Source organism: Paraflavitalea soli (assembly GCF_003555545.1).
GTDB classification, from domain to species: Bacteria; Bacteroidota; Bacteroidia; order Chitinophagales; family Chitinophagaceae; genus Paraflavitalea; species Paraflavitalea soli.
In genome coordinates, this window is the sequence record NZ_CP032157.1 from 3710331 (window position 1) to 3723749 (window position 13419).

General features: G+C 45.6%; 13 protein-coding genes. 6 read left to right on the forward strand and 7 right to left on the reverse strand.

Going from position 1 to position 13419, the window contains the following annotated elements:
• Positions 1-100 precede the first annotated feature (100 nt).
• Positions 101-667 (reverse strand): porin family protein, encoded by a 567-nt coding sequence (locus D3H65_RS13515; protein ID WP_119050827.1) that lies wholly within the window; start codon positions 665-667, stop codon positions 101-103.
• Positions 668-1074: 407 nt separating this feature from the next.
• Between D3H65_RS13515 and D3H65_RS13520 the strand changes: the two genes are divergently transcribed.
• Positions 1075-1611, forward strand: a complete 537-nt coding sequence (locus tag D3H65_RS13520) for an outer membrane beta-barrel protein (protein ID WP_119050828.1) — start codon at positions 1075-1077, stop codon at positions 1609-1611.
• 78 nt (positions 1612-1689) lie between these two features.
• Here D3H65_RS13520 and D3H65_RS13525 read toward each other — a convergent pair whose 3' ends face one another.
• The 4 genes from D3H65_RS13525 to prfB form a co-directional block, all read right to left on the reverse strand.
• Positions 1690-2028, reverse strand: coding sequence for a DUF2752 domain-containing protein (locus D3H65_RS13525; protein ID WP_119050829.1), 339 nt, complete (start codon positions 2026-2028; stop codon positions 1690-1692).
• A gap of 56 nt (positions 2029-2084) precedes the next feature.
• Positions 2085-2579 (reverse strand): TM2 domain-containing protein, encoded by a 495-nt coding sequence (locus D3H65_RS33295; protein ID WP_245999740.1) that lies wholly within the window; start codon positions 2577-2579, stop codon positions 2085-2087.
• 554 nt (positions 2580-3133) lie between these two features.
• Complete coding sequence (gene pruA, locus D3H65_RS13535) at positions 3134-4765, reverse strand: L-glutamate gamma-semialdehyde dehydrogenase (protein ID WP_119050830.1); 1632 nt, start codon at positions 4763-4765, stop codon at positions 3134-3136.
• A gap of 35 nt (positions 4766-4800) precedes the next feature.
• Positions 4801-5893, reverse strand: a protein-coding gene (gene prfB / locus D3H65_RS13540) for a peptide chain release factor 2 (RefSeq protein WP_394341593.1) whose coding sequence is annotated in 2 segments (ribosomal slippage) — positions 4801-5832 and positions 5834-5893 — 1092 coding nt in all. Because the reading frame shifts where the segments join, the coding sequence is not laid out codon by codon here.
• Positions 5894-6058: 165 nt separating this feature from the next.
• Here prfB and D3H65_RS13545 point away from each other — a divergent pair.
• On the forward strand, positions 6059-6892 hold the full coding sequence (locus tag D3H65_RS13545) for a dienelactone hydrolase family protein (protein ID WP_245999741.1): 834 nt from the start codon (positions 6059-6061) through the stop codon (positions 6890-6892).
• 152 nt (positions 6893-7044) lie between these two features.
• Positions 7045-9096, forward strand: coding sequence for a hypothetical protein (locus D3H65_RS13550; protein ID WP_119050832.1), 2052 nt, complete (start codon positions 7045-7047; stop codon positions 9094-9096).
• A gap of 17 nt (positions 9097-9113) precedes the next feature.
• Here the strand turns inward: D3H65_RS13550 and D3H65_RS13555 are convergent, their stop codons facing one another.
• A complete protein-coding gene (locus D3H65_RS13555; RefSeq protein WP_162915617.1) occupies positions 9114-10517 on the reverse strand; it encodes a sensor histidine kinase in 1404 nt (467 codons plus the stop codon).
• A 230-nt stretch (positions 10518-10747) separates the two neighbouring features.
• On the opposite strand from D3H65_RS13555, the gene D3H65_RS33170 reads away from it, so the two are divergent.
• The 3 genes from D3H65_RS33170 to D3H65_RS33175 all read left to right on the forward strand — a co-directional run bounded on the left by D3H65_RS33170 (position 10748) and on the right by D3H65_RS33175 (position 12765).
• Positions 10748-11173 carry a YqaE/Pmp3 family membrane protein gene (locus D3H65_RS33170; protein ID WP_211345674.1) on the forward strand — a complete coding sequence of 142 codons (426 nt, stop codon included), beginning with the start codon at positions 10748-10750 and terminating at the stop codon, positions 11171-11173.
• 145 nt (positions 11174-11318) lie between these two features.
• Positions 11319-11750, forward strand: coding sequence for an META domain-containing protein (locus D3H65_RS13570; protein WP_119050835.1), 432 nt, complete (start codon positions 11319-11321; stop codon positions 11748-11750).
• A 220-nt stretch (positions 11751-11970) separates the two neighbouring features.
• The gene (locus D3H65_RS33175) at positions 11971-12765 is read left to right on the forward strand and encodes a DUF2452 domain-containing protein (RefSeq protein WP_211345675.1); all 795 of its coding nucleotides are present in this window, start codon (positions 11971-11973) and stop codon (positions 12763-12765) included.
• 112 nt (positions 12766-12877) lie between these two features.
• On the opposite strand, the gene D3H65_RS13585 is transcribed toward D3H65_RS33175, so the two are convergent.
• Positions 12878-13411, reverse strand: coding sequence for a hypothetical protein (locus D3H65_RS13585; protein ID WP_119050836.1), 534 nt, complete (start codon positions 13409-13411; stop codon positions 12878-12880).
• Positions 13412-13419: the final 8 nt, after the last annotated feature.

Here is a 13419-nt window from a genome sequence, read left to right on the forward strand (position 1 = left end):
GGATCCTCTACAAAGAAAAATTTCCATAAAAATAAGAAACCACTGCCAATGACAGTGGTTTTCTCCTAAAGAATATGTTTAGGCCATCGGGGCCTGTTTATTAGAATGTTCCGAGGGTATAAGCAACGCCTATCTGTAATACGCTGTTGCGTATTTTGCCTGCATAGTCTGAAACATCGGTTAAGCCCAGGTTCCAGCGAAGGCCTATGCTTGCTTCGTTGGTGACCCTGTAACCAGCACCAAATGCCCAGGATATATCCAGGGATTTATAAGCACTGCTGACGCCGTGTACCCTACCATCTTCCTTTACCTTGGCATTGATCAGGAAACCAAACTGAGGGCCTGTCTCGGCATAAAAACCTGAAGGATCATTATACTGGCCCAGCACAGGTACGTTGAGGTAATTCAGTCGCAGCTTGGTATCATCGCCTTCATCGTCAAACTTAGCGCCCTGCCTGGAGAATACGAATTCAGGCTGCAAACTAAAACGATCTACCAGGGGGATATTTGCGAAACCACCAACATGAAAACTAAGCTTCATGTCGTTATTACTTACATCGCCGGAAATATTAGCCAAATTAAATCCACTTTTTACGCCGAGCTTAACCTGCGCCTGCCCTGCGAGGAAGGAAGCAGCACATAGGACCATTAAGAAAATCTTTTTCATGACTTTTAGTTTTTCCTTTGTTACAACAATAACGTGATCTTATCAACGGTATTGATTTAAGTCTACCATAACGCAGCAATAAGCCATTTATTATTGTACCGGGTCAGTTAATTTCTATACATACAGATACCTGTTAGCATTCAATAATCAGCAATAGGCTGCCTGTTAAATACTGGTTAATAAGCATACGTGTATTGTATAACCAATAAGATGAAGATGCCTGATTCATTAATACCACCCGGATACAATGTATAACATGTTTCACGTACACTAACTACCCAGTACAGTTGCCAATAAAAAAAATTGTAAATACATACACAATAAAAATGTCATTTATACCTTTTTTATAGTCGAATTGCTACTAGTAGTTTTTACATTCATTTCTAATTAACCTAAAAAACCGCAAAATGAAAAAGGTTTTATTCGCAGCATTAATGACAATTGCAGTACAAGGAGTTTTCGCACAGGTAAACAAAGGCCAATGGTTAGTTGGTGGTAGTGCTGGCTTTGAATCACACAAAAGAGGGGAAGTTAAAGCTACACAATTTACATTCAGCCCTAATGCTGGATATTTCTTCATCGATAAACTGGCGGGTGGTCTTCGTGTAGACCTGACCAGTTTAAAGTACAAAGGCGAAGACGCTTCCAGTGAGTTCTTAATTTCACCATTCGTTCGTTATTACTTCCTCGAAGCAGCACAAAAAGTCAACGTTTTTGCTGATGCCAGTTATGGTTTTGGTTCTGTGAAGGATGGAGGTGAAAGCGCAAGCCAGAATGGATTCGCTATTTCTGCCGGTCCTGCTATCTTCCTGACACCTAACACAGCGCTCGAATTAGCAGTTCAGTACCGTTCAATGGGCGGAGATGCATATGCTGATGACAACCTGAACACTTTCGGCTTTAAAGTGGGCTTCCAGATCCACCTGGGTGGCGGAAAGAAGTAAAGTATAAGAATCTCTTAATAAAAAAGCAGGCTATCGGTTTCGATGGCCTGCTTTTTTTATTGTTGATCCCGCTAATTCCTATGCCTGGGGCTGGGGCTGTGCCTGCCGCAACGCCGCCCGCATCTTTAAGAACACTTTCCGCTCTTTTAAGAACCAGAAGACCCAAAATCCAGCCAATACAGGGAAAATGACGAAGGATAGCATGTGGTATGCATAGGCTTCTTCAAATTCAAAGTGAATGAGGTGCATACAGGCCCTGGTGAGCCCACAGGCATAACATTCTACATTGAAAAGTACCCTGGATAAGCAGACGGCTTCTCCTTTATCAAAAAAATCGGCCGGCAGTATTAATAATACGATGGGGGTTGCAACAATAAAGACCAGCTTGGCAATAGTATATAAATAACGGAATTGCATTGTTCAGTAAATAAAAGAAAAGGCTCCAGGCAAAGCCGGAACCTTTCCATCAAAAATTATAAAGTGGTGGTATAAGTGCCATTTTTAGGCTGCAGGTCGCCAGTGATGATACGGATCAGGTCGATCAGTGTCCAGATACCGCAAACACCCAAAGTCAACAGTTGAACAATACCTTGCCAGGTGTAACCCAGGTAGAACCTGTGAATACCAAGACCACCTACAACGATACAAAGGATGAGGGCAATTACCTGTGATTTGTCGCCATCACGGGGTACTGCATTCATCTTGGAAGTGATCTTCTTACCAAAAAGTTTCAGGCCAACCTTTTCTTTCAGGGTCAGCTTGCTACCTTTCAATTCGGTAACAATACCTTTCAATTCTTTGGTTGAAACATTGCCATCGGCTGCAGCTTTTTCCCAGGCCAGGGTAGCTTTCTGTACGTTAACAGGCGTTTTGTCGGCAGGTTTCTCGCTGTAAGGCACAGCAGAAGTCAGCATAACTACGGAAGCAGCAGCAATCGCAAGCAATGCAAAGGGTTTAAACAATTTCATAAAAAGAGATGATTAGGTTTGCGCTTACTCTTAGGATTTTCAGCATCCTCCGCCTGACTTTTCTAGGATTTCGGCGTTCTCCTTAAGAAATGATCTATCTGATAGATTGTCTTAACGATATTGTATACTATACAATGGCTTCCTGAACAATATTATTGTCCAAAGACCAAAATAACGAGGGTGTGTTAAGTAGAAAATAGCAATCAGTATGAATTGTACCTTTTCAGGAACAAACCGATACGAATAAACTAATGGAGTGGTAATTGACCGCTATCAAACAAGCTGCTTAGGTGTGCTATAAATGTTATTTCCATGGTAGAGTTGCTGGTTAGGGTTAAACAAAATTGCTATTGATAATGACAATATTATAATAAAAATAAACAAGTTTGTATAACCGCAAAAAAAATATCACATAGCTAAAATGAAATATGTTTTATTTCAATAACGCGTGCAGTTGACTTCTACCGGTTTTCAGGGAGGCCACAAAAGAAAAAGCTGCACTTCATCAGTACAGCTTATTTAATATTTATCAAATGTGTATCAAAACCGGACAGTTATGCTTCTGCCAGGAAGGGATAATGATAATCTGTTGGAGGATTAAAAGTTTCTTTAATGGTCCTGGCGCTTAACCAACGATAGAGGTTCAGAATGGAACCTGCCTTATCATTGGTACCGGACGCACGGGCTCCACCGAAAGGTTGCTGACCAACCACTGCACCGGTGGGCTTGTCATTGATATAAAAGTTACCCGCCGCATTGCGTAGTTGATTGGTGGCTTGCTCTACTGCTGCCCTGTCTTGCGCAATGATAGAACCGGTAAGGGCATAGGGAGAAGTATTGTTAACCAGGTCGAGGGTCTCCGTATACTTCTCTGCATCGTATACATATACCGTCAATACAGGTCCGAAGATCTCTTCGCACATGGTCACGTATTGGGGATCTTTGGCCTCTATCACAGTAGGCTGAATAAAGTAACCTTTTGATTTATCGCAATCACCTCCTACCCATATTTCAGCTTTCTTATCAGCCTTTGCGTTGTCGATATAGGACTTGATCTTATCAAAGCTCTTTTCATCGATCACCGCATTTACAAAATTGGTAAAGTTTTCTACGGTACCTACCTTAAAACTCTTTACACCATCGATCAGCTTTTGCTTTACCTCGGCAGCTATATTGGAAGGAATATAAGCACGTGAAGCGGCTGAACACTTCTGGCCCTGGAACTCAAAAGCACCACGGAGCAGGGCAGTAACTACGGCATCGGGAAGGGCGCTTTTGTGGGCAACAACAAAGTCCTTACCCCCGGTCTCTCCTACAATTCTTGGGTAAGACCGGTAAGAAGCCATGTTCTTTCCAATGGTCTCCCACATGTTGTTGAATACGCCTGTAGAACCGGTAAAGTGTACGCCTGCAAAGTCGCGGTGACCAAAACATACTTTTCCGAGTGTAGGACCGTCGACGTATATCAGGTTGATAACACCATCGGGCAAACCTGCTTCCTGCATGATACGCATAAACATCTGTGCAGAGTATACCTGGGTATTAGCGGGTTTCCATACTACCACATTGCCGCACATGGCTGCAGAGGTAGGAAGGTTGCCACCAATGGCGGTGAAGTTGAAAGGTGTTATGGCAAGTACAAACCCTTCCAGGGGGCGAAATTCGAGCCTGTTGTGAATACCAGGACCACTGATGGGCTGTTGTTTATAAATCTCACTTAAAAAGTGAACGTTGAACCGCAGGAAGTCTATGATCTCGCAGGCGCTGTCGATCTCTGCCTGGTAAGCATTTTTACTTTGGCCCAACATGGTAGTACCGTTCATATACGGACGGTATTTGGTAGCTATCAGGTCGGCTGCTTTCAGGAATATATTAGCACGGTTTTCCCAGCTCATGGCTGCCCAGCTTTCTTTGGCAGCGAGGGCTGCATCGATAGCCTGTTTGATATGCTGTTCTTCACCCTGGTGAAAATACCCGAGGGTATGGGCTATTTCATGGGGGGGATGGATGGCTGCTTTATTGCCGGTACGTATTTCTTTTCCACCTATATACATGGGTATGTCTGCCTCCTGGCCTTTCAATTCGGCCAACACTTCTTTCAATCTTTTCTTTTCAGCCGAACCGGGTGCATAATTAAGCACTGGTTCATTGACAGGCATCGGATAGGAAAAATAACCTAAGCTCATAGTTCACGTAGTTTATTATAGTAGATTATCATGAATTAACTCTGTGTTTCTTTCTCCATCATAAGGTATGCCTTGATGAATCCGTCGAGCTCTCCATCCATCACAGGCTGTACATTACCGACCTCAAAATCGGTCCGGTGATCCTTGATCATCTTATAGGGATGGAATACATAACTTCTGATCTGGCTCCCCCACTCGATCTTCTTTTTGTTGGCATTAGCGGCATTCTTCAGGGCTTCCCGTTTGCGCATTTCCTCTTCATACAGGCGGCTCTTCAACATCTGCAAAGCCATTTCACGGTTCTCGCCCTGGGTACGGGCTTTCTGGCATTCAACGATGATGCCGCTGGGAATATGCTTCAGCCTTACAGCGGTTTCAACCTTGTTTACGTTCTGACCACCCTTACCACCACTCCGGTAAAACTCCCATTCGAGGTCGGCAGGGTTAACGGCCACCTCGATGCTGTCATCTACCAGGGGATACACATACACGGAGGCAAAGGAAGTATGCCGGCGGGCATTGCTGTCGAAAGGTGAGATACGCACGAGCCGGTGTACCCCGCTTTCGGCTTTCAGGAAGCCGTAGGCAAAAGGCCCGTCAAACTGCAGGGTAGCGCTCTTAACGCCTGCCCCATCCCCATCCTGCCAGTCAAGCTCGGTCACAGACCAGCCCTGTTTTTCCCCATACATCCGGTACATCCGGGCGAGCATTTCTGCCCAGTCCTGGCTTTCTGTACCGCCGGCGCCGCTGTTGATCTGCAATACGCCGGGCAGTTCATCTTCGGGTTGATTGAGGGTGCTCTTGAACTCTGCCTCTTCCAGCTGTTGCAGGGATTTCTGATAAGCTTCCCGGGTCTCTTCCTCAGAGGCTTCTGCGGCTTTCCAAAAGTCGAAAAGCACGGCAAAATCCTCTACAGAAGCTTCCGATTGCTCATACAGTTTTACCCAGTATTCATTCAGCTTGATGTTCTTGAGAATCTCGGTAGCACGCTTGTTATCGTCCCAGAAACCGGGAGATAAAGACAATTGTTTATCCTGGTTTATCTTATCACGTCTGTTATCGACGTCAAAGAAACCTCCTCAGGACCACTACACGGTCCCTCATAGCCTTGATTGATTCTTGTGTCATAAGGGCGCAAAGATAAGGATAGTTTATTTGGCCCGCAACGGGAAAGCAGGCATAATAATTATGGTTAAGTATTGACTAATCCGGGATAAATTAACGGGGATATTTAACTTTTGCACGAACTTGGAGCCGCAAAAAGTGGATTTAACCATCAAAATCGTTTCAACTATGAAATATGTCTCTTTATTCGTTGTAATGCTGGCAATCAATGGTTTTATGACTGGCTGTAGTGACCAGCCGGCCGCTGGTACGAACACACCCAAGGCTGATTCGGTGGTGCTGAAAGAAGAAAATGTGAACTATACGGCCGATACGGCTAAGCTGGTAGGGTTCGTGGCCTATAACCAGGCCAATAGCCAGCCCAGGCCTGCGGTGCTGGTGATACCGGAATGGTGGGGAATGACTGATTATCCCAAAATGAGGGCCCGGGAACTGGCCAAACTAGGGTATATCGCGCTAGTGGCGGACATATATGGCAATGGTATGGTAGCGGATAGTCCTTCTCTCGCCGGAAAACTGGCCACCCCATTTTATACGAACCCCGGGCTGGCTGCTTCCCGCTTCATGGCTGCCCTGAATATTTTGAAGAGCTATCCGCAGGCGGATACGACCAAGATAGCTGCCATTGGTTATTGCTTTGGCGGATCGATCGTATTGAATGCCGCCAAGATGGGGGCACCGCTCAATGGTGTGGTAAGCTTTCATGGCGACCTGCGTGGCGTGCCTGCTGATAAGAAGTTACTGAAGGCCAAAATACTCGTGTGCCATGGCTTAGCGGATAGTTTTGTTCCGCAGGAACAGGTAGATGGCTTCAAGAAGCAAATGGATTCTATTGGCGCGGATTATACTTTTAAAGCATACGCCGATGCTACGCATGCCTTTACCAACCCGGGAGCTACTGCAACGGGACAACGCTTTAATATGCCTATTAAATACAACCCGGCGGCAGATACTGCCTCCTGGAAAGACATGCAGGATTTCTTTGGCAGGATATTCAAATAATACTTTCTGCTATTATAATAGCGCAAAGGCTATGGTAACAGTTTAACATACTGTGATCATAGCCTTTGTCATTTATACGCCTAATTTTAACATTCCCGGCTTTGTGTAGCTGCCAGATTCTACTATCTTTCTACCCTAAACGCTACCCAAGCATGCATTATACGCCCAAACCCTTACTAACGATTGCTATAGCAATCTGTATTTCCTTCAGCAGCTTCTCGCAAACCGATACCTCTGTTACTGATCTTAACCTGGGAAGAATAAAGCTCAAAAAAGATTTTACGCAATCCATTACGATCAAAGGTGAACAGCTGGAGAAGATGCCATTTACCAGTTTGTATGAGGCGATCAATGCCTGGTCATATGGCTATTATACCAACAGGACCAGTGTGGTTTATGTCATAGATGGCATTGTGGTCAATGATGTAAACGCATACAGTGTTTATGATATCGAGGAAGTGACGCTGGTACAAAATGCGCTGATACAGGCAAGCGGAGCCACCCGTCAGCAACAAATGGCATTAATAACTACCCGGAAAGGAGGAAAGGATAAGCAAGGTATGATGGTTGCCGGTCAAAGCTTCCTCGTAAGAGGGGATAATGTGCCAATTTCAGGTGGGACTAATCCTAAATCGGAAACGAACTTTTTCCATCAATATCAAATCGCTGCCTACCAGAAAGGAGAAAAGATTCAATATGGTGTATCGGCCAATTATCTCCGGGATGTAATTCCTGTCACCAAAAACCCGGGTAACAAGACGAACATTCCTACTAATTCGGACCGCTTCCGTATCAATGGCTGGTTTGCTGCCAAACTGGGAAGTGCGCATGACCTCACGATCCGCGTAAATGCCACGCCTCAGGTCTCCGATTACGACAGGAGTTATGGCATCAATTTACCTCCGAATAATTTGACCAGTCGTAGCAAAGAACATATTAAACAAACGCTGTTTAACCCTACCATTGGTCTGCGGTCGAGGTTGGGAGGCGGTTTTACCAATGAATTTACGGCCAGCTATGGCTCTTCCAGGGTAAAAGGCAAGAACGAATCAGAAACAATCTATAGCCCGACCAACAAGTATGCGCAGGAACAGCAATCTACTCTCACCCTCAAACAAGTATTGCTGATGGACCAGTTGAGTTATCATGGTTCCCTGGGCAATAACTGGTCGGTGGAGCCATCTGTGAATATGATGTTCCGTTACCTGAAGAATAACAATGACTATTACCAGGCATCTACTACTAATGGCAATGTTACATCTATCAATACCTCTTCTTTCAACCAGGAAGGAAGGATCTATTTACTCACGCCTTCTCTCAACCTGTATTATAAAAACAGTTTCAATATACAGGGCGGCCTGGTAGCCAATCTATCCAAAACATATGGACAAAAAATAAGGAAAGCACTACCCTTTGTCACCACCAGTGTTGATGTGTTGAGACTGGCCAATGCTGCCAATCCGACCAGCCTGAAATTCTTTGGTTCTATAGCGCAGGCAGACAATTTGGGTGATCTATCGCCAAGCCTGGAGAATGCTGCTGCGGTCACCTCCTTTGCCTTCTTCGGACCAACACCGGGCCTTCCCGTTTATGCAGGTTTTCCTCCCGACAACTCCTTCTGGATATGGCAAACGGGCACCCGGCTGGGTATACTCAATAATTTACTGACTGTGAATTACTTTTTTGAGCGGCGGAATTTTACGGCCGAAGTATACCAACAGATCGCCACCAGCTACCGGATCATCTATCCTGATATCATTTCAAGCACCCACCACTTAGCTATCAATGCTACGCTAATCAATAAGCATTCGATCTACTGGCTTACGGGCATCAATGCTACCAGCATAAAAAGCAAGACTGATAAAGACCTGGGATTTTATACGAACCATAATGTAGTGGGCGATCTTAATAGTGATAAAGCCTCCTGGACAGGGGGATGGGTGAACCGATTTTCCTGGGATAGGTTTACAGCAGGCTTAGACCTACTTTATTATTTCAATCCCGATCAGTTGCCTACCATTCCCGGAGATAGCAAGGTAGATGCGCTGTCGCTGCAAAATGTGTATGTAGGTTATCAGCTCAACCTGAAGGGCACCAAGGGATTGGAACTTTATGCGGATTGCAGGAATCCCAAACAGGACAAAGACTTTAAGATCAGCGGCAACAGAAAATATTATGGATTGGGGGTGAAGGCTATTCTTTAACATCAGGTGTCATCCGCCTAGGCTACCTGGTTATCATACCGTGGCAGGGTAAAAGAGAAGGTACTTCCCTTGCCAGGCTCGCTCTGCACGGTAATGTCGCCACCATTTTTTTCCAGGAATTCCTTGCATAATTTGAGACCCAGGCCGGTGCCGGTCTCGTGGTTGGTACCTTTGGTAGTAAAGTAGTTGTCTCCAAAGATACGTTGCATGTTCTCGTGGCTCATACCAATACCGGTATCCTGTACAAAGATCTCTATTTGCCGGGATCTTTCAGTGGCACCAACGTATACGGTTCCATGTTTAGGTGTGAATTTAATGGCGTTGGACAACAGATTGCGCAGCACCAGGTTCACCATTTCCCTGTCTGCATAGCAATATATTGGTTCATCCAACTGCGACTCCAGGTATACCTGTTTATTCTCTGCCTGTAATTGCAACAGCTGCAAGACCTCTATTACCATCCTTTGCACATCCAGTACTTCGGGGTTCACGGTGGCATGTTTCATCTGTGTTTTGGCCCATTGCAACAGGTTTTCCATCAGGCTGGTGGTATAGTTCATTTCAGTAGCAATACCTGGCACCATTTCCAATATCTCCTGCGATGATAATTTATACCGTTGCATATTGTAAAACAGGTTGCGCAAGGCATACATGGGGGTTTTGAGGTCGTGGGCGATGACAGAGAACAGTTTGTTCTTTACCTGGTTCAGTTCTGTCAACTCCCGCGTTTGCTGCTCCAGCAAGGTTGCTTTTTCAGCAATCTCCTGTTTCTGCTTTCCTATTTCCAGGTTGCGCCGGTGCAATTCCCTGCTTTTACCCATGAGGCTGAATTGATAATCGGCATTTTCCTTTTTGATCAGGAATAATGTATAGAAGATAAAGCCCAATGCTGTGATATGATGGAATACATATAGCCAGTAATTGACGGAAGCCAGCCTGAAGTAATAATCATGCGGTACAACGGTGGCCAGTATATAACAGGCGGCGGACCAGCAGAAGGCAAATATGATACTGGTAAATTTCTGTAAAAAGAACACGGCCATTACTCCATAAAGGATGAAGAACAGGGATACGCCTGCATCTACCTTGCCCAGGTATACCAGGCAGGTGACAATGGGATATACGCTGAAATAAACCAGGCGGGAAGCCTCGTAATATTGTTCATGGGTAAGCCACAAGATAATGATGCCAATAGCCAGGGGGGAACACACAACATACCATACGAGGGGTGGTAAATGGTCTTTACTAAAAAGTCCGGCCAGGGTCAGTACCAGGCCAGCCACCATGCTGAAGATGTTTAACTGATTAAAAATACTCAACCTGCGCTTTTCATACTCCTCCATGGAACTGGTAATGCCCACGGATTTGATGAAATCCCAATAGTGCAGCAAAGCCTGGCCCAATGGTTGGACGGCGGACAATTTCGAAGGATTGAATTTATAGAAGCGTATCAGGGTTGGGTGGTTTTAGAGATATAAGGAAAGATAGTTATAAAAGCTTTGTTCTGCAAGTGTCGCCGGCGACTTAGTGGAAATATAATCGTTGAAATTGGGAAGTACCCGTTACGCTTTACGGCTCATTAACCAAAATGATGGTTGAAAATCAGAAATATATGTTAATTTCACCGCATTAAATGCCAAAATTAATCACTATGAAAAGACTTACTATCCACTTATTTGCATTGTTGATCATGATCAGTACAGTGATTCCTGCCAGCATGGCTGCTACCACATCTGAGCCTGTACCGGCTACTGCTCCTGCATCTTCTGAACCCGATCCGGCTGCTGTAAAAGCTGCGATGAAAGATTTCAAGAGTCTTCCCCGCAGCGAAAGAAGGTCGCGCCTGAAGGAGGCTAAAAAGATGTTTAAGCAGTACAAGGCTGATAAAAAAGCCGGCAGGGAAGCGGAAACAGACCAGGTATTGCTGGCAATCCTGGCAATTTTGCTGCCCCCACTGGCTGTTTACCTGAAAGAAGGCGCTATCAACAGTAAATTCTGGATCAGCCTTATTCTTACGCTGATCTTCTGGATCCCTGGTGTTGTGTACGCTTTGCTCGTAGTATTTGACGCAGCTTAATCGCTATTCCAACTAAAATCATCCCCAGCTTCTGCCCTACCCTGAGCAGAAGCTTTTTTTATGCCCCTAATAAATTGTTAATCCCTTTGCCGTGGTGTGTACCGGTTGCGGAAGCAGCATCTATTCACCGAACAAAACATACATTATGCAAAAGGCATTATTATTACTGGCTATTATTGGCATGCTGGCAGGTTGTGCGCCTAAAAACAGGCCTTCCAAAGATGGAACAGCCAACAGTACGCTTACGAATACGCGCTGGAAACTGACAGGGCTCAGCAGCCTGCCCAATGGATTGCCCCGATTATCCAAGGATGTATTCCTGCAACTGGACACAGGCCGTATCAAAGGTTTTGCGGGATGTAACAATTATTTTGGAGGTTATAGCACCAGTGGCTCTTCGCTCAGTTTTACGGGCATAGGAAGCACCAAAATGTTTTGCCAGGAAGGTATGGAAACAGAGAACAAGCTTTTCCAGGCACTCAATACGACCAGTCATTACCGCATTACAGGCACAAAGCTTGAATTGCTGAAAGGGCAGGACCTGCTGGCCAGCTTTGAAGCGTTGTATCTGCAATGACGGCAATCAGCAGTCGGCAGTCGGCAGTCGGCAATCGTGAATCGGCAGTCGGCAGTCGGCAGCTCCCGCTGTGACGGGACAAGCTGTTACTCAGCAATCGGCAGTCGGCAATGGTCGTTGATAATTCAAGTTCTCTTGCTGAAACCTGACAGATCTTACTCAGCACAGTGTCAGGCAAGACCTGTCAGGTTTTTACTGGCAGGTTTTATATTTTTGGTGCATGGTACAAGCATATAACTTCCTTGCCAGCTGGCAGTTGTTTCCCGAGAAAGGGGTGTACGAGTTTGGAGAGCGCCCAAGGTCGGGCATCTATAAGATGGAAGCGGTGGAGAATGAGCGGCTATTATCGGTGAGCATGAACTGGGTAACGATCGAGAACCAGGCTTTTGAGTCCAAATACCAATTGGTGCCGGATGGGCAGGAGCATAGTTTTGAAAACCCGGAGATAGCAGACAGCAGCAAAGCCACTTTTATTGATGGTATTACGTTTGAAACGCAGTTCTATAAGAATAGTAAACCTGTATTGCAGGTGGTGCATGAGTTGATGCCCAATGGGTACCTCAAGATCACCCAGAAGGGATGGACGCCAGCGCAACGGGAGTACACCAATATAGAATACTATCACAAACAGATGAGTGTACTGCCCTACTCTTCTTCTGTATCGGGTGCGCTCATCAAGCCAACAGAGGAGGGGGTGATCCGTCACAAAGCGCTTACTGCTATGGAAGAGCAAACGAATATGCAGTTGGGGCAAATTCGCAAGCAAATTGAGTTGCTGGCCTTGCAGGCGCAGGAAATTCAAAAGCGCAAAGAACTATCATTGATCATCTATACAGCCAAGCTCAATTTTGCCCCGGTGATCGGGCAAACGTATTACCTGTATGAGAAGAGTGATAGCAGTCACCTCTTATCGCTGGTAAGTCCGCGGGAATGGGGCGGCGGGGCTGGTCCTTATAAACGTTTTGTAGCGGCTGTGAAATTATTGGCAGACCATACCTGGATGGAAGTGGTATAGAACAGAAGTATCCCTTTGAAGATATAATAAAAAGTGAAGAGGTGATACCTTTCGTTTTCGTGGTAAACGAAAGGTATCACCTCTTCTTATTAGAGAGTAGCTGCTTACATTTTTAGTTGAGGTTCTTCCGGAGAGCTTGCTTTTTCTTCTCTGTTGCAGGCGTGCCAGCTGGTACAGGAGCAGGTGCTGTGCCGGCAGGAGCTTGCTTCACTTCCTTTGGCACGGTACCGCCATCCTGGGTAGGCACAGGAGCTATTTTAACAGGCGCCGGCGGCAGGTTAACAGCTTTTTGATCGCTGGGCAATGTACCGCTGGCAGGCTGTGTTCTGGCCAAACTACGGGCGGCTGATGAACTCCTTGCAGAACCGGCTCCGGGGGCAAAACGCATTCCTTTGATGGTTCCTTTTTTCAGTTGCATGCCGCTGCTTTCGCTGTGGTTCTCCTGTTGTTCCGCAATGGTGGCCCTTTTTTGCGCCTTTGGTTGCTCAGGTGCATATTTTAAGCCGGGTACGCGGTTGTCGCGGTACTGTTTTCCAAGACTTTCGCCGGTATTTTTTTTCTCCTCATCCTGGGCATTGGCAATGCAGGCGTGGGCCAGCAACAGCATCATTACGATCAGTACTTTATATTGATGTTTGAATGTCATACTTGTTG